At 37.6% G+C, this 18,379-nt stretch carries 19 protein-coding genes; 5 read left to right on the top strand and 14 right to left on the bottom strand.

Annotation, left to right across the window (positions count from 1 at the left end; translation table 11 throughout):
- Positions 1-2 precede the first annotated feature (2 nt).
- The 3 genes from ACJMLD_RS05010 to ACJMLD_RS05000 form a co-directional block, all read right to left on the bottom strand.
- Positions 3-1,391, bottom strand: a complete 1,389-nt coding sequence (locus ACJMLD_RS05010; RefSeq protein ID WP_405268652.1) for a hypothetical protein — start codon at positions 1,389-1,391, stop codon at positions 3-5.
- Positions 1,384-2,181: a class II glutamine amidotransferase gene (locus ACJMLD_RS05005; protein ID WP_405268650.1), complete on the bottom strand. Its 798-nt coding sequence runs from the start codon at positions 2,179-2,181 to the stop codon at positions 1,384-1,386. The genes ACJMLD_RS05010 and ACJMLD_RS05005 overlap by 8 nt, the downstream gene beginning before the upstream one ends.
- Positions 2,182-2,297: 116 nt before the next feature.
- Positions 2,298-3,233, bottom strand: a complete 936-nt coding sequence (locus tag ACJMLD_RS05000) for an ABC transporter substrate-binding protein (RefSeq protein WP_405268647.1) — start codon at positions 3,231-3,233, stop codon at positions 2,298-2,300.
- A 49-nt stretch (positions 3,234-3,282) separates the two neighbouring features.
- Here ACJMLD_RS05000 and ACJMLD_RS04995 point away from each other — a divergent pair, with 49 nt between their 5' ends.
- The 3 genes from ACJMLD_RS04995 to ACJMLD_RS04985 all read left to right on the top strand — a co-directional run bounded on the left by ACJMLD_RS04995 (position 3,283) and on the right by ACJMLD_RS04985 (position 5,786).
- Positions 3,283-3,897: a class I SAM-dependent methyltransferase gene (locus ACJMLD_RS04995; protein ID WP_405268644.1), complete on the top strand. Its 615-nt coding sequence runs from the start codon at positions 3,283-3,285 to the stop codon at positions 3,895-3,897.
- Between the two features lie 113 nt (positions 3,898-4,010).
- Positions 4,011-5,021 carry an ATP-dependent sacrificial sulfur transferase LarE gene (gene larE, locus ACJMLD_RS04990; protein WP_405268641.1) on the top strand — a complete coding sequence of 337 codons (1,011 nt, stop codon included), beginning with the start codon at positions 4,011-4,013 and terminating at the stop codon, positions 5,019-5,021.
- A gap of 9 nt (positions 5,022-5,030) precedes the next feature.
- A complete protein-coding gene (locus ACJMLD_RS04985; protein ID WP_405268638.1) occupies positions 5,031-5,786 on the top strand; it encodes a HesA/MoeB/ThiF family protein in 756 nt (251 codons plus the stop codon).
- Between the two features lie 56 nt (positions 5,787-5,842).
- Here ACJMLD_RS04985 and ACJMLD_RS04980 read toward each other — a convergent pair whose 3' ends face one another.
- The 7 genes from ACJMLD_RS04980 to ACJMLD_RS04950 form a co-directional block, all read right to left on the bottom strand.
- Positions 5,843-6,703: an HIRAN domain-containing protein gene (locus ACJMLD_RS04980; protein ID WP_405268635.1), complete on the bottom strand. Its 861-nt coding sequence runs from the start codon at positions 6,701-6,703 to the stop codon at positions 5,843-5,845.
- Between the two features lie 179 nt (positions 6,704-6,882).
- On the bottom strand, positions 6,883-7,563 hold the full coding sequence (locus ACJMLD_RS04975; protein ID WP_405268632.1) for a DUF4013 domain-containing protein: 681 nt from the start codon (positions 7,561-7,563) through the stop codon (positions 6,883-6,885).
- Positions 7,564-7,634: 71 nt separating this feature from the next.
- A complete protein-coding gene (locus ACJMLD_RS04970) occupies positions 7,635-8,654 on the bottom strand; it encodes an adenylosuccinate synthetase (protein WP_405268629.1) in 1,020 nt (339 codons plus the stop codon).
- A 169-nt stretch (positions 8,655-8,823) separates the two neighbouring features.
- Complete coding sequence (locus ACJMLD_RS04965; protein ID WP_405268626.1) at positions 8,824-9,417, bottom strand: hypothetical protein; 594 nt, start codon at positions 9,415-9,417, stop codon at positions 8,824-8,826.
- Positions 9,418-9,425: 8 nt separating this feature from the next.
- The gene (locus tag ACJMLD_RS04960; RefSeq protein WP_405268623.1) at positions 9,426-10,010 is read right to left on the bottom strand and encodes a DUF6891 domain-containing protein; all 585 of its coding nucleotides are present in this window, start codon (positions 10,008-10,010) and stop codon (positions 9,426-9,428) included.
- Between the two features lie 7 nt (positions 10,011-10,017).
- Positions 10,018-10,716, bottom strand: coding sequence for a DUF6882 domain-containing protein (locus ACJMLD_RS04955; protein ID WP_405268620.1), 699 nt, complete (start codon positions 10,714-10,716; stop codon positions 10,018-10,020).
- Positions 10,717-11,949, bottom strand: coding sequence for an LL-diaminopimelate aminotransferase (locus ACJMLD_RS04950; protein ID WP_405268617.1), 1,233 nt, complete (start codon positions 11,947-11,949; stop codon positions 10,717-10,719). It abuts the gene before it with no gap.
- Positions 11,950-12,202: 253 nt separating this feature from the next.
- Here ACJMLD_RS04950 and ACJMLD_RS04945 point away from each other — a divergent pair, with 253 nt between their 5' ends.
- The gene (locus ACJMLD_RS04945) at positions 12,203-13,711 is read left to right on the top strand and encodes a hypothetical protein (RefSeq protein ID WP_405268614.1); all 1,509 of its coding nucleotides are present in this window, start codon (positions 12,203-12,205) and stop codon (positions 13,709-13,711) included.
- A gap of 46 nt (positions 13,712-13,757) precedes the next feature.
- Here the strand turns inward: ACJMLD_RS04945 and ACJMLD_RS04940 are convergent, their stop codons facing one another.
- The 4 genes from ACJMLD_RS04940 to ACJMLD_RS04925 form a co-directional block, all read right to left on the bottom strand.
- Positions 13,758-14,210 carry a hypothetical protein gene (locus tag ACJMLD_RS04940; protein WP_405268611.1) on the bottom strand — a complete coding sequence of 151 codons (453 nt, stop codon included), beginning with the start codon at positions 14,208-14,210 and terminating at the stop codon, positions 13,758-13,760.
- Positions 14,211-14,244: 34 nt separating this feature from the next.
- Positions 14,245-14,661 (bottom strand): hypothetical protein, encoded by a 417-nt coding sequence (locus ACJMLD_RS04935; protein ID WP_405268608.1) that lies wholly within the window; start codon positions 14,659-14,661, stop codon positions 14,245-14,247.
- Between the two features lie 440 nt (positions 14,662-15,101).
- Complete coding sequence (locus ACJMLD_RS04930) at positions 15,102-15,569, bottom strand: hypothetical protein (RefSeq protein ID WP_405268606.1); 468 nt, start codon at positions 15,567-15,569, stop codon at positions 15,102-15,104.
- An 8-nt stretch (positions 15,570-15,577) separates the two neighbouring features.
- The gene (locus ACJMLD_RS04925; RefSeq protein WP_405268603.1) at positions 15,578-17,248 is read right to left on the bottom strand and encodes a glutamate--tRNA ligase; all 1,671 of its coding nucleotides are present in this window, start codon (positions 17,246-17,248) and stop codon (positions 15,578-15,580) included.
- 125 nt (positions 17,249-17,373) lie between these two features.
- On the opposite strand from ACJMLD_RS04925, the gene ACJMLD_RS04920 reads away from it, so the two are divergent.
- Positions 17,374-18,378: a tetratricopeptide repeat protein gene (locus ACJMLD_RS04920; protein ID WP_405268600.1), complete on the top strand. Its 1,005-nt coding sequence runs from the start codon at positions 17,374-17,376 to the stop codon at positions 18,376-18,378.
- The last annotated feature ends 1 nt before the right edge of the window (position 18,379 follow it).

The following is an 18,379-nucleotide window of genomic DNA, read 5'->3' as shown; positions in this document are numbered from 1 at the left end:
AACTAAATTTTACCATAATCTTCAATAATCTTTTCTAATTTTGTATCGCTATTCAATTTTGTAATCATATTTTTTCCAGGATTTGTGCGATTTTTAATACGTTCATATAATGGATTCAAAAAGACTTCCTCTCCAATTCCACGCTCCAATAATCTATCTTTTGATATATCAACAATATCCTTTGACAATTTGCATAAATCATTTCTGTCTATAAATGCCGGAATATCATCCTTAATCAGCAATTTCCTAAGCTCGCTGGCCGTATATCCCTTATGGTATATTACCGTGTCATTCAAAATCAGCTCATCAAGCTCATCAAGCCTGTCCTTTAGGCCAACATGAAATGCCGCAACAGACATGGAATCGCGGATAGGTTGAGTGCATACGCTTCTAAACTCAACCGTACCCCTGAATGTCAGGTTGATAAATTTGAACGGCCTCAGATATTCTATATCATCAAGCGTTGGTTCGATTTCAATCTCCTTATAGTCGCCGTTGAAATACATTTCACCAACAACAGAGTCCTTTGAGAAGTAATCCAACAGGTTCATTGACTCAAAATTGATATAAGAGCCGTCTCTCATTACACAGTAGATGTTTAAGGACTCAAGGTAAGCCTGCAGGTCGCCGATATCCTCAAAGTCAACATTGTACATCCCGATGTTGTGAGGGTTTACCCCATGTGTTGAATATTCCCACAATGCATCCCTAAAGCATGTCCTGTGCTTGTTTTCATCCACAAGCACTGAGTTGGAAAACAATAACGCCTTGATTGGCTCGATTTTTGAAAATGTATTAATCGTGTGGACCAAATTATCCCTGTGAACATCAATCTGGACCTGTGAAGCAGATGAGAACATGCCGTATTCCGGATATTCATGGAAATGCATCGGAATATGATCATAGTTTTCGGCTGACTTCAAATGATGATAGAGCATCAGGTATCTCTCTGAAGGGATTGGCAAATGTTTATTATATTTCCTATATGGGTTGATACCCATTCCAGTCAGCGTATGGTTATATTCTTCAAAGGATTCCTTGACAAATGAATAGTAATCCTTGAATCTGTCATTGATTGTAAACAAGTCCTTTTCACGACCCATTGCAAATTCAATGTTGTTGTAGGAACAGTCATAGCATACTATATCATCGTTTCTGTGATTCTTCAGTGAAAACACATTTCCATCATAATCTATTCCATCGCTTTCAAAATCATCGTAATGATTCTGGAACTTGCTTGTTATCTCATGAACAACATCAAAATCCACAGCCTTCTTATCAAGATTAACAATCGGAATTTCAATTTCAATACCTATGAAATCCTTCTTTTGATTTGTTGGATTGATGAATTCATCATATAGTTTATTTCTAACCTGTTGTGGGCTAATCATTAATTTCATCTCTCTTTATGGACTTTAAAAATTCTTCAATTGCCTTTTCATGCTCTTCGGTCAAAACAAATTCGTTTTCATGCTCCTCGCTTTCAAAAATGATTTTCCCATCAATCAAACCGAACAGCTTATTCAGTTCCACCGGCAGCCAATTTTTATCATCTGTTAACGGTGTTGAAGCAACCAAAAATCCTTCATCGTTTTTTAAATAATATAGGGAATCCCTCATATTGGAGTGAATATAAGTTAGGTCCCCGTCATAAATCATTAAATTGAGCTTGTTGTTTTTTGATAAATCTCTGACAATTTGAGTTAAAAGGTTAAATCGTTCCTTGATTGTTGAAAGACCGCCTTTTTGTTTTTCAAACTCATTGACTTTGTCTATTATATATAGAAGTATTCGCTCGGAATCGGTATCCCCATTTTCCTTATCTCTGTATTCATCAAGTTCCGGATAATCGAATATGGTTCCGTTATGAATCAACATCCAGGATCGGTTATTGTCATCAGCTTCTGTAAAAGGGTGGCAATTGGGAGATATTATCTCACCCACAGTAGCTAATCTGATATGAGCGAATACGTTCTTTCCAATAACGGGATGGGACAATATATCCTTTAAGTGTTCGCTACATGCTGCTTTTACTGGCTCTTTATCTATAACAAATTCATTTGATTGCATGTTGGCTAATCCCCATCCATCAGGATGCTCATCAGAGTGATTATAAAAACATTGTAGACATTCATTTACTTGTTTTGGCGTATTTGAATTAAAACAAAAAATTTCACACATATATTATCCTCCCGTCAGTTGATTATCACAATAGTTATATTATGATAACAATTGTTATATATTTTATAATATTTAAAGATTTTCTAAAGAAGAGTTAAAAAAAAGAAAAAGGATAGTTAATTACCATCCCAGAATATTTTGTCTTGTGAAATAGGTCCTTTTAAAACACCTAAATCAACTTCCAAGTTCATGAAATCCATTACATCCTGTTTGTAGTCATCATCAAGTCCAGAAATGAATGGGAAGCTGGAAATAGCTACCTTTTCAACTTCGACATCTGAAACGATATCATCAGGAATCATGGATGCCGCTTCCCCAGTATTGTTATTGATGAAATCTGTGGCGTTTTCATGAATTTCCAAAATAGTGTTGGTCTCATTCGGATGTTCATCAAGGAATTTATCTGATGCAACAACGACACAGCATGGATGGTTTGGCAAGATGTCCTGTGATCCTGCAAGCACGGTGGCACCGTTTTTCTCAGCAATGGTCACATAAGGCTCGAATGTAATCATGCCGTCAATCTTGTTGGTCTTGAGCGCATCATTCATTGAAGGAACCTTCATTGATGAAACCTTCAAGTCCTTCAGGGACATTCCGTTCTGCTCCAAGTAATACTGAAGTAGCATATATTGAATTGAAGCTTCACCAGGTGTTGCAATGCTTTTACCTTCCAAATCATAAACAGAATTTATTCCTGAATCTTTAGAAACAACCAGTCCGCTGCCTTCAGTTTGGGCTGCGGAGATAACCTTGACAGGAACTCCTTTCTCGATGGATGCCAGAACTGGGGTAATACCTACATATCCCACATCAACATCACCGCTGGCCATGGCAGTCATCAAGTCTCCTCCATTGTTGAATTGGACCAATTTGGTGTTAATGCCATTAGAAGCGAATTGCCCTTGAGCATCGGCAACAAACAATGCCGCATCGTGGTCAGAAGGCAGATATCCAATGGTTACTGTCTCGCCGCCACCGGTCAAGAAGAATGCTCCTACAGCGACAATAGCTATGATTGCAATAATAATTGCGATAATTTTATTATCCATATAATCACCAATTAATTATTATATTGAAAAATAGTTAAAGGTTTTGATTATGGCAGATGAAAAAATTGACCAATGCATGAAACCTCACGGCGAGGAAGGAATTGAGACAATCAAAAACATGAACGAAAACCACAAACACATATCAGAATTTGCATTCAGCTGTGTTGAGGTTGGAAAAGATGATAACATTCTTGATATCGGCTGCGGCGGAGGAGCAAACATCGAAAAGTTCCTTGGGATAACATCCGGAAACGTCGACGGGCTTGACTACTCTGAAGTGTCAGTCAGCGAATCCGTCAAAAGAAATCAGTCCGCAGTAGACAGCGGAAGATGCGAAGTCATCCAGGCTGACGTCAGCGACATGCCCCTAGAGGATGAAAGCTATGATCTGGTCACCGGCTTTGAAACCATATACTTCTGGCCGGATTTGGGTGAAACCTTCAAGGAAGTTTCAAGAATCATCAAACCCGACGGCCAGTTCATGATAGCGCAGGGAACAGACGGCACACATCCAGACGATGAAAAATGGCTGGCAACCGTTGAAGGAATGAGCGTCTATACCGCCCCTGAACTGGAAAAGTATTTGCTTGATGCAGGTTTCAGGAATGTAGACTGCTTTAAAAAAGCTGATGATTATATTCTGGTTGTCATTGCCAAAAAATGAATACCTTTAAATATCATTTCAAACAAGTTTTATTAAGGAGAAAAAATAACTATTGTTATATTTTTTCCCAAATCTAAAATATGATGTAAGACAAATAGGTTAACAGTGGTAAAATGGACTTGGAAGATAAGATAGAAATCGTTGAAAACATCCTAAAGGACAAGAAAGTGGCCATTGGCTTTTCAGGCGGTGCCGATTCGACATTGATGGCTTACCTATCTTCCAGAGTTGCTGCAGACACGCTGGCCATTACGATTGATAATAATATAATGCCAACCGATTTCATTGAAAATACCAGAAACGCCGCAAAGTCATTTGGAATAAGGCATGAAATAGTCGACATCGACTTTTATGAGGATGAGGATTTCCTGAAGAATACATCTAAAAGATGCTTTACCTGCCGCGAGCTGATGTATTCTACGATCGAAAGGGTAGCACGCGAAAACGGTTTTGACTTCATCTGCGACGGAAACAACATCAGCGATCTTGTTCAGGACCGGCCAGGCATTCTGATAACCTACAAAAAAGGTTTCAAAACACCTTTTATTGAGGCCAAATTGACATCAAAGGACATTCATGAGTATTTGGATATGAATGACATCAAATATTCAAGGTCAACAACTTGCCTTGCAACAAGGATTCCCACAAATACTCAAGTAACCCGCGATGAAATTGCAAGAATCGGCAATGCGGAAGATTATATTTTAGATAGCACCAACTGTGAAATCACAAAAGTCAGGTCTTTGGATGGAATTGGTATTATTGAAGTGGATGACATTGATGAGATTATCAAAGATGACAAATTTAAACAAATCAATGATGAATTAAAAGGTCAAGGCTTTAGGAAAGTTGCATTAAATTTAGCGGAAATTGATGATAACGAATACATCAAACTTGACTACAATGACAAGTCATTTTCATACCAGCTTCCCTTTGAAGTAAACATCGAAAATACCCTAAAGGAGATTGGAAGTGATGCCATCTCAAAGTCCGGTGAAATAATCGAGCTGGAAAACATTGAAATCTTTGAAAGCGGACTGGTCAAGGGACATGACTTGGAGAACTATGAAACTGCACTAAACATATTTATGGAAACATTGACAAAAATAAGAAGAGAGATATAAGGTGAAAAGATGCCAACAAGATACATTGGAGACGGATACTGGGAAATAGCTTCCCGCCAAATGAGCATAGTAACAAGAAGCGAACAGGAAAGATTCAAAGACGCCAAAATCACAGTGATAGGTTGTGGAGGAATCGGTGGTGAAACCATCGAGATGCTTGCAAGAATGGGCATTGGAGAGCTGGTGCTGGTTGACAAGGATGCATTCGACCTATCAAACTTAAACAGACAGACACTGGCTACAATCAAAGACCTGGGGCTTGACAAAAGTGCCGTTGCTGCAGAAAAGGTGAGGCTGATTAACCCATACGTCAAGACAACCGTCTTCAACGAGCATGTGGATGCGGGAAACATCGACAAGGTAATCGGCGATTCCAATATCGTAATCGATGCACTCGACAATGTCCTTACAAGAGTCATCGTTTCAAGGACTGCTAAAGAGAAAGGAATTCCATACATCCACGGAGCGATTCACGGAACATTAGGCCAGATTACAGTCTTTTTACCTAACAGCGACAAGACATATGAAGAGATGTTCAACCTGCCGTCAGTAGGAAAGGAATTGGACGACGAGACAATAGAAGCATTGAAAGGAGTTACATCAGGCGTTCCGCCGGTCATCGGCCCTACACCTAACCTGATTGGATGTCTTGAAGCCTTTGAAGCTTATAAAATAATAACCGGAGTCGGAAAGGTTACTGTGGCTCCTAAGATTTTGACCTTCGATCTACTTGATTTGGGTTCATTCAGCTTAGAAGAAATTTAGATAGATGATTTAATCATCTATTACTTATTTTTATACAAATTTTTTAATAACAAACATTAATCCTTAATAATTCTTAAAATAACAAATCTTTCTAAAAAATTAAACAGCACTTCTGCCTTTTGATTATCAGAAAGGGATTTGATTTCACTGGCACTTTTTACCCCTTCAATTAAGGTATATGGGCTGTTTGCAACATATCCGACCTGTTCATCATCCAAAAAAATAGCTATCGCATCGCTGTCATGCTCATTATCCGGCTCTTTTACCAGATTTACTATAACTCCCTCTTCAAACGGATCGGTACCTTTAAAGAAATTGGTTCCGGAAACCGTTACGAGCACATCCTCACTATTCCTCAGGAACTCCAGTTGTGAAGATATCTCTTCGGCCCTTTCAAACTCGCCTTCCGCCTTTAAATAATATATTTTAGTTTCAATGGGCTCGCCCATACTTTCAAATATTTCTGCTTTCAAGAAATAATATTCAGAAGGGTCTTCGTCATCTGGCAAGCATTCCAATGCATCATCTATTAAAATCATGGCCTTTTCATAGTCTGCATCCGGAAAGAATGTGACTTTGGCATAGTCATACAATGCATCTGCCTTGTTTTTCCTTATAAAATCAGAATCGTAGAGCTTCAAAGCCTTGTTGAAGCATTCGATTGCCTTTTCGTAATCTGATAGATTATCCAGAATAATTGCCTTTGCATTCCAGTTCTGGAAATTATTGGAATCTTCTTTTATCGCATCATCAATAATGACTAATGCCTCTTTCGATTTGCCTTCCTCATTTAGCTTCAAGGCCTTTTCATGCTTTGGAATCTCTTGGACTTTGAAAGTGGTTTGAACACTATTGCCTTCAGATGTATCTTTCGAATAATCCAAATAGTTCAGGTCATTTTTGGGTTGATTTTTCACCATATCACCAATATTTAATTGTTAATATATTGGTAATCAAACATTATTTAAATTTAAGGATTCATTGACATCAAAAATTATATTTTAAGGCAATTTTAAAACATTACCTGCTTTTCAAACCCTTTTGAATTGTTTGATCTTTGTTATGTTTAAAAAAAATCTTTCATGAAAATAACATATTAATTCAACAGATTCCTCACCTGAAGGCCGGTCAGCCTTTTTGTTGCAATATACAGGAAAGGTGACAGGAAAAATGTTGAAATCGTAAACAGCAGCTCTAAAAGTGAAAATCCCTGCTCGAAGTTGACAAAGACAGCAACCACAAATGTCTGTGAAATGATTACCGCAACTATTACTCGGATAAATGTCCTTTTGTCAAAGCTCCTAAGCAGCCTGACAATTTCGGGAACATCGAATGCCTTTAGAAAAACGCCCCCATTCAGGTATCTGTTGAACAGCCCGCCAATCAATGTCAAATAAATCATTGCAAAGAGAACTGTCAGGACTATTGCAGGCAGATAGCTTCCGCTTGAATAGAATGAATTTGCATTAAGGGCTGCAATTGCCAAAAAAAATGAGTAGACCATCGTGATGGTGGACTTCTTGAATCCTTCCCAAGCCATCCTTTTGACATTTCTGAGATTTGGATGCTTGTCCCGGCCATTGATTGTATACCATGAGATGAATGAGGCATAACCCACAACATACAACAGTATCAGATTGGATAATCGCAGAAAATTGCCAGCATACTTGTTGATGAGTGAAGCCAAAAGGAAGATTCCTCCAATGACTATAATCGCATACCTATCTGATAAGGCATACCTTATCGCATTCTTAATGTCTTCGCAGAATTGTCTCATCAAAATTATATTACACCGACTAACAATTAAAAACTTTTGATTGAATAATTAAAAAAAATAGAAAAAAGAAGTTATAACAACTCTTTTCTTAAATCGATTGTGTCCTTCAAGTCAGGCCCTGTTGAAATGATGGTTACTGGAACGCCTGTTTCGGTCTGTATATCCTCAATGAACGCCTTTGTCTCAGCGGACAGTTCACTGTAGTCCTGTACGCGCGCACAGTCAAAGAGCTTGTCGACACATGTCAAAGCTATTTGGGTTGCGCCATTGATTCTGCAGGATTCCTTTGCAAGCTCCATGTCAAAGTAGCCTATCCTTCTGCGGCGACCTGTTACAACACCATATTCCTCGAGTCCTTTGCTTTCAGCTTCTTCTTGAGTCATTTCAGTTGGGAATGGGCCTTCTCCAACACGAGAAATATATGATTTGAATACATTGATGACTTCATCAACTTTAGTCGGACCGACACCAACGTCAGCGGCAAATGTGGATGCAGTGGTGTCCTTGCTTGTTACAAACGGATATGATCCATAATATAATGACAATGCAAATCCTTGAGACCCTTCAATGAACACGTCTTCGCCGTCATCAATAGCTTCGTTAACGGCAAGTGATACATCAGCGATGTAGTCTTCAAGTTCCGGCACGTCGCGCGCCAAATCGATTGACCTCATTACGCGGTCGGAGTTTGCAGGTCCGCAGCCTGAACCGGTACTTCCAATCTTTTTGGCCAAATGCTCTGATGACTTGTCCCTTTCCATGTGCTCTTCTGTAATTATCGCACATCTAGGGTCAATGGACATCCTTTCCTTAACGTTGTACTTTTTCAAGTCTTCAAATTCCTTAAACAACACATCAGGGTTTACCAAAACCCCTGCACCTATCATGAGCTTTGCATCAGTATGCACAAAGCCTGATGGGGTCAACCTTAAACCATACTTTTCTCCGTTGAATTCAACGGAATGCCCTGCATTCGGCCCAACTCCTGCACGAGCGATTATGCTTGGTTTGTCATTGTCACAAAGGTAGGTTATGCATTTTCCTTTACCTTCGTCACCCCATGCTCCTCCAACTAAAATACTACAAGTCATTTAATAACTCCTTAAAAATCAATAAGTGAAAATATGTAAAATTTTCATACCACTAATACTATATCATTTATAATTAAAAAACTTTTCCAAAATATATGATTATATAAAAAATTAAAAGTAAAGTTGAAAATTTTAATTGATTGTTCAAAAAACATCAATTAAAAATCAATTATTTTTTAGAATGCAACAATGGATGGTTTTCACACATCGGATCTTTAATCAGGTTTCTTTTTTGATGATATTTCAAGAAGTAAAGCATCCATTGGTTTGAAAGTTCGCGAAGTGAAGCATCATCCAATCTCTCAAACGGAGAGAAGAAGTCCATCTGGTTTCCGCCAACGACAATTGCGATTTCATCAGTCTCAACCAACATGAAAAAGTCGTCGCGGATGTTGTGGATATCAAAATCCTCAACAACGGAAAATGACTTTTCCTTCTTGAAGTTATAGAAGAAATTATTGAGGTATTCGAAATCTATGAATTTGACCTCCTTAACATTGAACTTGAATTCTTCGCTTAGCAGGTTGTGTTTATAGTTATATTTGGACAAGAAGTCGATGTCCCAGATGTTATTGTAAAAGGCGGTGAAAAAAGAGTCTTCAGCAAAGCGGACTACCAGCGAAAAGCTTTCATCTGATTTTGGAGTTCCCAGCTCAACATCTCTAAACTGTAGGTAAATTGAATCTTGAGAAATTTCAAGAGAGGTCCATTTACCTGAATTAATAAGCACCTCACGAATTAATTTTAAAGATCTTACATTCATTTTAACACCTAATTTTTAATAAAAACTTCATATGCTCCTTCTATTTCGTATTCTTCATCTTCATTATATGACTTATCCCACCTAAATGGATCAATCTCAATCTGGCTGTTAATTGTCTCATCCCAATTAATGCTAAAGCTTTCTTCCTTCAAATATTCGCAAACCGTTTTGCCGATTTCCAATGCCTTTTCCTCATCGTTTTCGAAATCGCCGAATGTGATTTTTAATCTGTCATCCAGAATCGCATCTTCAATGTCTTCAAAGGTATAAAAGCAAAAGCCTTCAGCTTTGAACTTATTGTTGTTCAGGTGAACAAACAGCTCAAATGCGTCGGCCACGCCTTCCCCAATATCATATCCGCAATTGTGGATGGCTACAATACCTTCAGATGCCAATCCAGTAAAGGCATTCTCCAATCTGGAAAAATTTTCAGACGAATAATCATTCAAAGTGATTTCACAATCCGAAAAGTCAATTTCCTCTTCGATGAATTGGTCTTCCATTATTTCAATGATTTCTTCAGCAGAAAAGAACCCTGATTTAGTGAGCAAATCCTTCAGGTATTCGATTTCTTCAACTAAATCCTGATCCATAATTTCACTATTCCTCTTCATCATACATTAATATGCGTGTGACGTTTCCTCTTTCTGTATAACCTACGATTATACGGCTTTCGCCTATTTTTGCCACTGCAAAATTATCATGAGGCTTAAATATGTATCCCTTAAGTTTGGTATATGATTCAAAAGCAAGCTTAGGATATATCTTGAAATTTTTCTGGAAATTATAAAAGGTGTTTCTGAATTTCAAAAGTGAATTGTCTTCCTTGATATCATCTGATTCAACTGCAACAAAGATGTCAATCCCCTCTTCTGAAACGGCATAATAAGCATCGTAGTTTAGAAAAGCTGTTGCTGTCATTGCTATGGTGTGGCATGCGTCATAATTCAATTGGATTATAGGTGATTTGAACTCCACAATTCCGAATTCATCCCCGACTTCCTTGATTTTCTTGGATGCTCTGATTAAATTTTCGCCGAAGATGTCCTCATTGTCCCATGCCCATGACCATTGGTTTAAGTCATCTGAATAGAATCCTAGAATCTGAACCGGCATTTTAATGTCTCCAAAGGTGATGAAACCTTTTTCGATGTCCAAATCTCCTTTAGTGTCGCCGATTAAATCTGAAAGGTTTTCCTGCTTATCAAGACCTAAAGCACCATATTTGGATAACACCATCTTAAATGAATCGCCTTCTTCAATTGTAATCTCTTTTTCTATTACTTTCAATTTCAACACCTAAAATTCTAATTTTGAAATCCTATCCATTGCCTCTTTAGTGTTTTCTAATGTATTGAATGCTGTAAGTCTTAAATATCCTTCACCGCTTGGTCCAAATCCTGATCCTGGAGTTCCGATGACATTTGCTTCGTTTAACAATAAGTCGAAGAAAGCCCATGAATCCATGTTGTTAGGAGCTTTAACCCAAATATAAGGTGAGCTTACTCCGCCGTAAACTTCCAATCCCAAATCGGATAAGCTTTCGCGGATGACTTTTGCATTAGCCATGTAATAGTCAACGACCTCCTTGATTTGCGCTTGGCCCTCTTCGGAGTAGGTTGCTTCAGCAGCTTTCTGCACTGGGTATGATACGCCGTTGAATTTGGTGGTTTGTCTTCTGTTCCATAACGGATTGATTTCAACCTCATTGCCTTCACTATCATAACCGATCAATTCCTTAGGAACGACTGTGTATGCGCAGCGGGTTCCGGTGAATCCTGCGGTTTTTGAAAAGCTTCTGAATTCAATGGCAACTTCTTTTGCACCTTCAATTTCATAGATGCTGTGAGGAACATCATCTTCATTGATAAACGCTTCATAGGCTGCATCAAATAAGATAATTGCCTTGTTTTCTTTTGCATAGTCAACAAATACTTTTAATTGATCTTTAGTCAATGTGGTACCTGTCGGGTTGTTCGGATAGCATAAGTAAATTATGTCCACCGGGTCAGCCGGCAATTCAGGGACGAATCCGTTTTCTGAATTGCATTTGAGGTAAGTCAAGCCTTCATACATTCCATCCTTCATCTCGCCTGTTCTTCCAGCCATTACATTAGTATCAACATAAACTGTGTATACTGGATCGGTTACCGCAATCCTGTTGTCGATGCCGAAGATTTCCTGAATGTTTCCTGTATCGCATTTTGCACCATCGCTGATGAATACTTCTGAGGTATCAAGAGAAATTCCATATTTCTCAAAATCGTTTTTGATAATGGTTTCGGCCAAAAACTCATAACCCTGTTCCGGACCGTATCCCATGAAAGTGTCCGCATTTCCCATTTCATCCACTGCATCACTGAATGCTTTGATTACAGCTGGAACCAACGGTTTGGTTACATCTCCAATACCCATTTTAATTACATTAGCCTCAGGATTATTCTTTATAAATTCTGATTCTCTTCTAGCTACTTCAACAAAAAGGTAACTGCTTTTCAATTTAAGATAGTTTTCATTAATTTTAACAACCATGATTAATCCTCATAAACAATTATTAATCTAATTTATAATTTATTTTGAGAATATATAAAATGATTGTTTTAGGAAAAATTAGCGAAAAGTTAATATTCATCAAATAAAAATGTTGCCAAGTGATTAACATAGTCAAAAAGAGAAATTCAAAAACTAAACAAAATTTGAAATAGAAATTATACTTTACAAAAATATTTAAATTATGGAATATCACATATATAATAACATATTATAAAATAGGGTTGGGATAATAATGAATGGAATAACCATCTTAATTTGGATAACTATTGCAATAATCGGTATAATAGCAATTATACTCGTTAAACTACATTACGGCAACGAAGAACTAGAACATGACGAAGGATCAATCATTCCAAGCAGCGAAGCCATTAGCGGAATACTATCTCAAGGCAAAGAAAGGATCACTTCAACTGCCAAAAACAATAGTCCATCCCAAACAACCCAAAACACAAAATCATTATATGGAAACAGACCAAGAACAGCTCCCGATTATGATGTATACATTGTTCCAGAAGAGTATGAAAATATGAAAAGATTCGAATATGAATCCGAAAATCAAATTCTCATTAATTATGGAAACGAAGTTAAAAAATTCCAAGAACCAATTAAACAAAGCCAGATGGATATTATGAATCAGAATAAAGAAGACAAAACAGAATTAAAAGACTTATTTACAATTGATGAATTAATCAAAGAATCTAAAAGAAAAGATAATGAGAGGGAAAAAGAATCTCAAAACAGAGAGGATGATGCTGAATTAGACCAAATCAAGGAAAGCATTAAACAAAGAAAGGAAAGCAACGTTGAAGAACCTCTCATTGAAGAAGTAGTTTCTGAAAGTGAAACAATAGAAGACATAATAAAAGAAGATGAAGCTAAAATCGGAATTGCAAATGCTATCGCTGAAGAGGAAGAGGAAGCCGTTGAAGAAGAGGTTGAAGAAAAAGTAGAGGTCGTTGAAGAAGAGGCACAAACTGAATTGGAAATGCCTCAAGCATCACAAAAAGATATTGAAGAGGCCATTACAGCAGCTTCCAAAGAAAGCGAAGAGGAAGAGATTGAAAGCATTTCCGAAGATGAAAACATTACTGAAGTACTGTTAAGTGCCGATGACGATGAATTGGATATTCCGAATGAGGAAATCAAAGAGCCAACTCTCAAAACCCCAAGCAAAGTTAGTGAAAATAAAAGCAATGAAATTGGAGCATCATCAAATGATGATAGTATGGATTTAGACTACAGAAAAGACTTGGATAAAATCACCAATAGAATCACCAGCTCCAAAATATTCCAGGACGTCAAAGAGAAGTTGATTCCGGAAACAGAGGAAGTGCCTCCAAGAGACGATGAGGACTACATCAGAAACGTGAACAGATATGATGAGTTCGAGCCTATCATCAATGAAACCCATGTTGATTATGGAAACCTGCATGACGACTATGATCAAAAATTAAGACAGGAAAATACCCGCAGAGTTTTCAATATGGCTAAAAACTCACCTGAACCTGAACTTGCCCAGCCAAAAGTTGGTGGCATTAAAGAGAAACCTGTCAGGGAAAACATTAAAGTCACTATCGGCAACGCTGAGTTTGTAGTTAAAAAAGGAGATGAAATCATCTTCAATCACTTGGGCGAAACCTATTCAAGTCAAGTCTATGCAATTACAGGCGATGACATCCACGTCAGATACAGACGCCAAAACATAACTATCAAACCGGAAGATGTCAAAAAGGTATATTAAACTGAGTTATTTTATAAATAACTCCTCTTATTTTTTCTTTTTTTAGCTAATCAAAATCCTGACTAAATCCTTCCAGCATATCCATCTTGTTATACATTTCATCAACCAGCACCAAATCTCGAAACTCCCTTGCCTTAACCGCAATCATGCTTAAAAATATGGTGTCTTCCGGAAATATTTCCAGATATTGGTCTATGACATCATATGCATCGCCATTCTTAAAGTCATTCATATATTGGATATAGCAATCCACATAGTATTTTCTAACAATCCTTAATTCGTCCGCAGCATCTTCATATCCGTCCAGTTCCTTAATCGCATTAAGGGCATTTTCATATTCTTCATTGATAATTAGATTACTTATTTTTGCCTTCAGCCGTAAAAGGTAATCTCTCAAATAGTCATCATCTTCATCCTCAACGGAATGAAAGGTTGCCCCGCAGCCCGGACAATATGCATCCCCCGGATCAATGAAGGAACCGCATTTTGGACATATCATAGTTCAAACCTCTAATGTATTGTGTGAATTAGCTTTACACATTGTTAATCTCTTTGTAGCATTGCAGCATCTCATATATCTTGATGCTTTCATATATAATATTTTTCTGCGCCTTTGTTGATATATTTTTATCAATTATGTACCTTCCCCTTGTACACTCGGAGAGCGTAGTCAATATCTTGTAATATTTCTTCTTTAATATCTTATTGATGTCCAATGAAAAATGAAAGCAGTTCTTTTGAGTATGAGGCTTGATTTTGCATAATGAGCCCATGCTGAATCTCTTAAAATTCTTGCAGAAAAAGCATTTCTGACATTCATTCTCCACAACCTCAAAGGTTGTTAGCATAAGATATTCTATTTGTTCATCGGTCGGTACATCAAAATGATTCAATATTTCATCCTTGTCGTATAATTTTCTTCTTATATGCTTTACAAATTTATCATGCATTTCTTATCACTTATCTCCTGTTAATTCAAATTGGATATAACTATTCTGTTTTTGATCTTATTTCATGGGATGGTTTTACTAAAACAAGCATTTTAAAAAAACAGCAATCAAATCAGTATATTCACCTGTTTAATCAAAATATTGAAACTTTGTTTAGGATTATAATATTTTTTCAGATTTGATAATTTTTGAGTTTTTCTAACTCTAATTATATATTTGTTTTAACTAGTATATAAAGTTGTGTTTAAATTGTTACTAAAAATCCTAAACGGCATTTAGCAAACATGGCAAAGATTGCATTTCATTTAGAATTGAGAGCCAAAATTAGACATTTGAAAAACAGAAAATTTGGATTAAAATAGTTGATAGCGGACAGGCAATAAATAAAAAGAAAAATACAAGATTACGAATATATTTTAAAAAAAATAGTTAAGAAAGAATTAATCTTTCTTATTTAACCTGTATTCACCATTTTCCACAATGTATTTTGGAACGATTATCTTAAGAGAACGGATAACATTCAAATAGAAGTCATCCAATTCCCTATCCGCATAAGGATAGGTGTATTCGAAAATATACAAATTGTTGTCTTTCACATATAGGAATTCGTTTCTTCGAATCTCCTTTTCGCCATCAGAAAATGAAGATACGATCATATAGTAAATAATGTCGTTTATGACAATGAAATCAGACAGAATTAAATCAATTCTATCATTATCCTTAAAGTTCTTTTCAATGTCTTCCCTAATTTCCGGAAGGCCCACCAATGTAGGAGTGGTTGAAAACTTAATGGACATCGGTATTTTGGTATTTACCAGATACATGTCATTAAATTCATCTTTTGTTGGAATCGCTTCAAAATCCTTAGGCATCTGAAGAGTTACAAAGCCATTTGAAAACATTGTCATCCAATCACCTATTTATGTGCATAGTAGAATACCAATCCATCATCCTTAACTTCATCCAAACGGGCAAATCCTACTCTTTCGAATTGTACGACATCGCCAACCTTCAAGTCCCTGAGTGCACCTTCACCAAGGCCAGTCTTTATTGACGCATCATCCATTACGATTTCGACATTGACATTGTCTTCGGTCGGTACCCATTGGATGATTCTTGCTTTTGCGGCTCTTGCATCCTCAAATGAAGTGGAGTGATAGCTTAGCCTATCGCCTGCGATTTCAACATTGACGGCATCCATCAATCTAAATAGTCCATCTTTAATGTCGGAAGCGGCAAGGTATGCCTTTCCATCAAACGGCAATAGCCTGTTTCCCCTATCCAGGTGGTCTGCATGAAGCGGCCTTTCAATGTCAACTTTGCCGTCAGAATATCCTTCGACTTCAATTTCCACAGGGTCTTCACAGAAGAAGTACCTGTTGGCTACCGGTTCGAGGAAATTGCGGTTTAATCCGTAAATCTTTTTCCAGCTAATGGCTGAATCGGCCATCTTAACCCCTATTTCAGTAATCAGATTATAGATTGTTCTAGGGTCGATTCCACGTCTTGCAATGGCTCTTAAAGTACCGAGTCTAGGATCATCCCATCCGGAGTAGGTCCCGTCTTCAATTCCTGCCATTGCCTTTGAAGTACTAAGGGCAATATCCTCCATTTTAAGCCTTCCGTAGTGGATATATTCAGGAGTATCCCACTGCATGGCATCATACAGGTATTTCTGCTTTTCGGTATTTGCCAAGTGGTCCTTTCCTCTCAACACGTGAGTCAATCCCATCAGATGGTCATCCACTGCAACGGAAAAGTTCATCATAGGATAGATTCTGTATTTTGTACCTAAACGAGGATGCTCCTCATCAACCAATCTCATTGCAACCCAATCACGGATTGCAGGGTTTTTGTGATTGATGTCTGTTTTTACTCTTAAGACTGCCTCACCGGCGTCCATGGTATCGAACTTTTCCCACAATTCAAGGTTTTCCTCAACGCTGTTGTCACGGCAAGGACAAGCCTGGCAGCTGTCCTTGAGTTCCTTGAATACTGCACCGTCACAGGTACACATGTAGGCCGCACCCTTTTCAATCAATTGGCGAGCGTAATCATAATAGATTTCAAACCTGTCAGACTGGTAAATCACCTCATCGGCGTTGATTCCCAACCATTCCAAATCCTCAGGAATCATTTCATAAGCAGGCTCATAGACCCTTTTAGGGTCTGTATCTTCAATCCTCAAAATCAATTTGCCCTTGTGTCTTTTGACATATTCCGCATTTGGAACGGCTGCCCTTGAGTGTCCGATATGCAGCGGTCCGCTTGGGTTTGGAGCAAATCTCAAGACGATGTTTTCATGAGTTCCCGGAAGCTCCTGCAAGCCGGCTTCCTTAGCCTTAGGCTTTTTGTCCTGGACTTCAACGCCCAGCCTTTCCATTTCTGAAGCCTGCTCTTCGGGAGATAAAGCATTGACTTTTGCTACAATCTTACCTGCCAGTGGACCGATTTCCTTTGCTTTGCTTCTGAGTTCAGGTTCGTTTGACATGATTGAACCCATTACAGCCCCAGGGTTTGCACTTCCCTTGTGTTTGGCCGCATTTAATAAAGCATGTTTGAAAACAATTTCTTCTAAATCATTCATTTAATCATCACATTTAATTAATTCAAAAAAATAAGCAATATTATTTATTTAATTGAAGATATATAATATTAACGAGAGTAGCTATTAAAAGATTAGGAGTTAGATAAAAGACTTAGGTTGATATAATGAGTGATGCTGTAAATCAGGCAAAGCAATATATTGAAGAGGAAAACTTCAGTGAAGCTCTTAAGATAGCTAGAAAAAGACATGCAAAGGATGATGTCGAATCATACTTACTAATTTTAGATTTATTGATTGAAGCAGGCCATCTGCCTGCACTTGAAGAGAAAGGAATGTATTACCAGTATTATGATGAAGGCCATGACAACGGGGATTATGGTGAAAAGTACTTTGATGCATACCTGGAAAAGCAGCCAAATTCCATAAATGTCCTATGCGACAAGGCAATGTCAAGATTCAACAAAGGCGAAGTAGACGAATCATTGGACTATATGGACAAGGCATATAAGAACTATTCGCCATACTCAAAAATCGAAGAGCCGCGCATCTCCAAAAAGGAGCTTCTGATGGCAAAAATCGAACTGCTGATGCAGGCAAAGAAATATGACGATGCATTGAGATTTCTCAACAACTACGAAAATCAGTTCGGAGGAGACCAGAAGTCCGACCTGTACAAAGGCCAGATGCTTCAGAAGAACGGGAAAAATGAAGAAGCGCTTGAATACTTAAATAAATCATTGCTGGAAGAGGACACATTAGTCGGATTCAATGCAAAAGGGGACGCATTGTTCGAACTTAAAGAATACAAAGAGGCGTTGAAAAACTACAAGAACTGCATTCACTATGAAGGCAAGGTTGAAGATGACCTGGAACTGATTACTAATTTTAACTACAAGGCTGCCTTCTGCTGCGTCAATATGGGTGATGATGCAGAAGCTATCAAATACTTGAATAAAACAATCAACATGCTGAATGAACACGGCAGGCTTGCGAAAGACATTGAGGCAATCTATCAGAAATGTTCATTTGAAAAGGAAAGAATCATGAAAAAGGGAGATGTCGAAGACAAGGAATTCAGAAAGACAAGATTCTTTTCGGCGAAAACTTCAATCATTATCCTAATCGTTATTCTAATATTATATGCTATATTGAAAATGAATGGTTATTAAA

The sequence above is a fragment of the Methanobrevibacter sp. genome, from assembly GCF_045112895.1.
Lineage (GTDB): Archaea > Methanobacteriota > Methanobacteria > Methanobacteriales > Methanobacteriaceae > Methanocatella.
This window is presented reverse-complemented; position numbering and strand designations above follow the sequence as displayed.

What these genes read in the sequence shown, in the direction of transcription:
- ACJMLD_RS04925 (WP_405268603.1), bottom strand. Translation starts at nt 17,248, where the DNA reads ATGAATGATTTAGAAGAAATTGTTTTCAAACATGCTTTATTAAATGCG.
- ACJMLD_RS04965 (WP_405268626.1), bottom strand. Translation starts at nt 9,417, where the DNA reads ATGAATGTAAGATCTTTAAAATTAATTCGTGAGGTGCTTATTAATTCA.
- ACJMLD_RS04970 (WP_405268629.1), bottom strand. Translation starts at nt 8,654, where the DNA reads ATGACTTGTAGTATTTTAGTTGGAGGAGCATGGGGTGACGAAGGTAAA.
- larE (WP_405268641.1), top strand. Translation starts at nt 4,011, where the DNA reads ATGGACTTGGAAGATAAGATAGAAATCGTTGAAAACATCCTAAAGGAC.
- ACJMLD_RS04945 (WP_405268614.1), top strand. Translation starts at nt 12,203, where the DNA reads ATGAATGGAATAACCATCTTAATTTGGATAACTATTGCAATAATCGGT.
- ACJMLD_RS04935 (WP_405268608.1), bottom strand. Translation starts at nt 14,661, where the DNA reads ATGCATGATAAATTTGTAAAGCATATAAGAAGAAAATTATACGACAAG.
- ACJMLD_RS05010 (WP_405268652.1), bottom strand. Translation starts at nt 1,391, where the DNA reads ATGATTAGCCCACAACAGGTTAGAAATAAACTATATGATGAATTCATC.
- ACJMLD_RS04995 (WP_405268644.1), top strand. Translation starts at nt 3,283, where the DNA reads ATGGCAGATGAAAAAATTGACCAATGCATGAAACCTCACGGCGAGGAA.
- ACJMLD_RS04920 (WP_405268600.1), top strand. Translation starts at nt 17,374, where the DNA reads ATGAGTGATGCTGTAAATCAGGCAAAGCAATATATTGAAGAGGAAAAC.
- ACJMLD_RS05005 (WP_405268650.1), bottom strand. Translation starts at nt 2,181, where the DNA reads ATGTGTGAAATTTTTTGTTTTAATTCAAATACGCCAAAACAAGTAAAT.
- ACJMLD_RS04940 (WP_405268611.1), bottom strand. Translation starts at nt 14,210, where the DNA reads ATGATATGTCCAAAATGCGGTTCCTTCATTGATCCGGGGGATGCATAT.
- ACJMLD_RS04960 (WP_405268623.1), bottom strand. Translation starts at nt 10,010, where the DNA reads ATGGATCAGGATTTAGTTGAAGAAATCGAATACCTGAAGGATTTGCTC.
- ACJMLD_RS04950 (WP_405268617.1), bottom strand. Translation starts at nt 11,949, where the DNA reads ATGGTTGTTAAAATTAATGAAAACTATCTTAAATTGAAAAGCAGTTAC.
- ACJMLD_RS05000 (WP_405268647.1), bottom strand. Translation starts at nt 3,233, where the DNA reads ATGGATAATAAAATTATCGCAATTATTATTGCAATCATAGCTATTGTC.
- ACJMLD_RS04975 (WP_405268632.1), bottom strand. Translation starts at nt 7,563, where the DNA reads ATGAGACAATTCTGCGAAGACATTAAGAATGCGATAAGGTATGCCTTA.
- ACJMLD_RS04930 (WP_405268606.1), bottom strand. Translation starts at nt 15,569, where the DNA reads ATGACAATGTTTTCAAATGGCTTTGTAACTCTTCAGATGCCTAAGGAT.
- ACJMLD_RS04985 (WP_405268638.1), top strand. Translation starts at nt 5,031, where the DNA reads ATGCCAACAAGATACATTGGAGACGGATACTGGGAAATAGCTTCCCGC.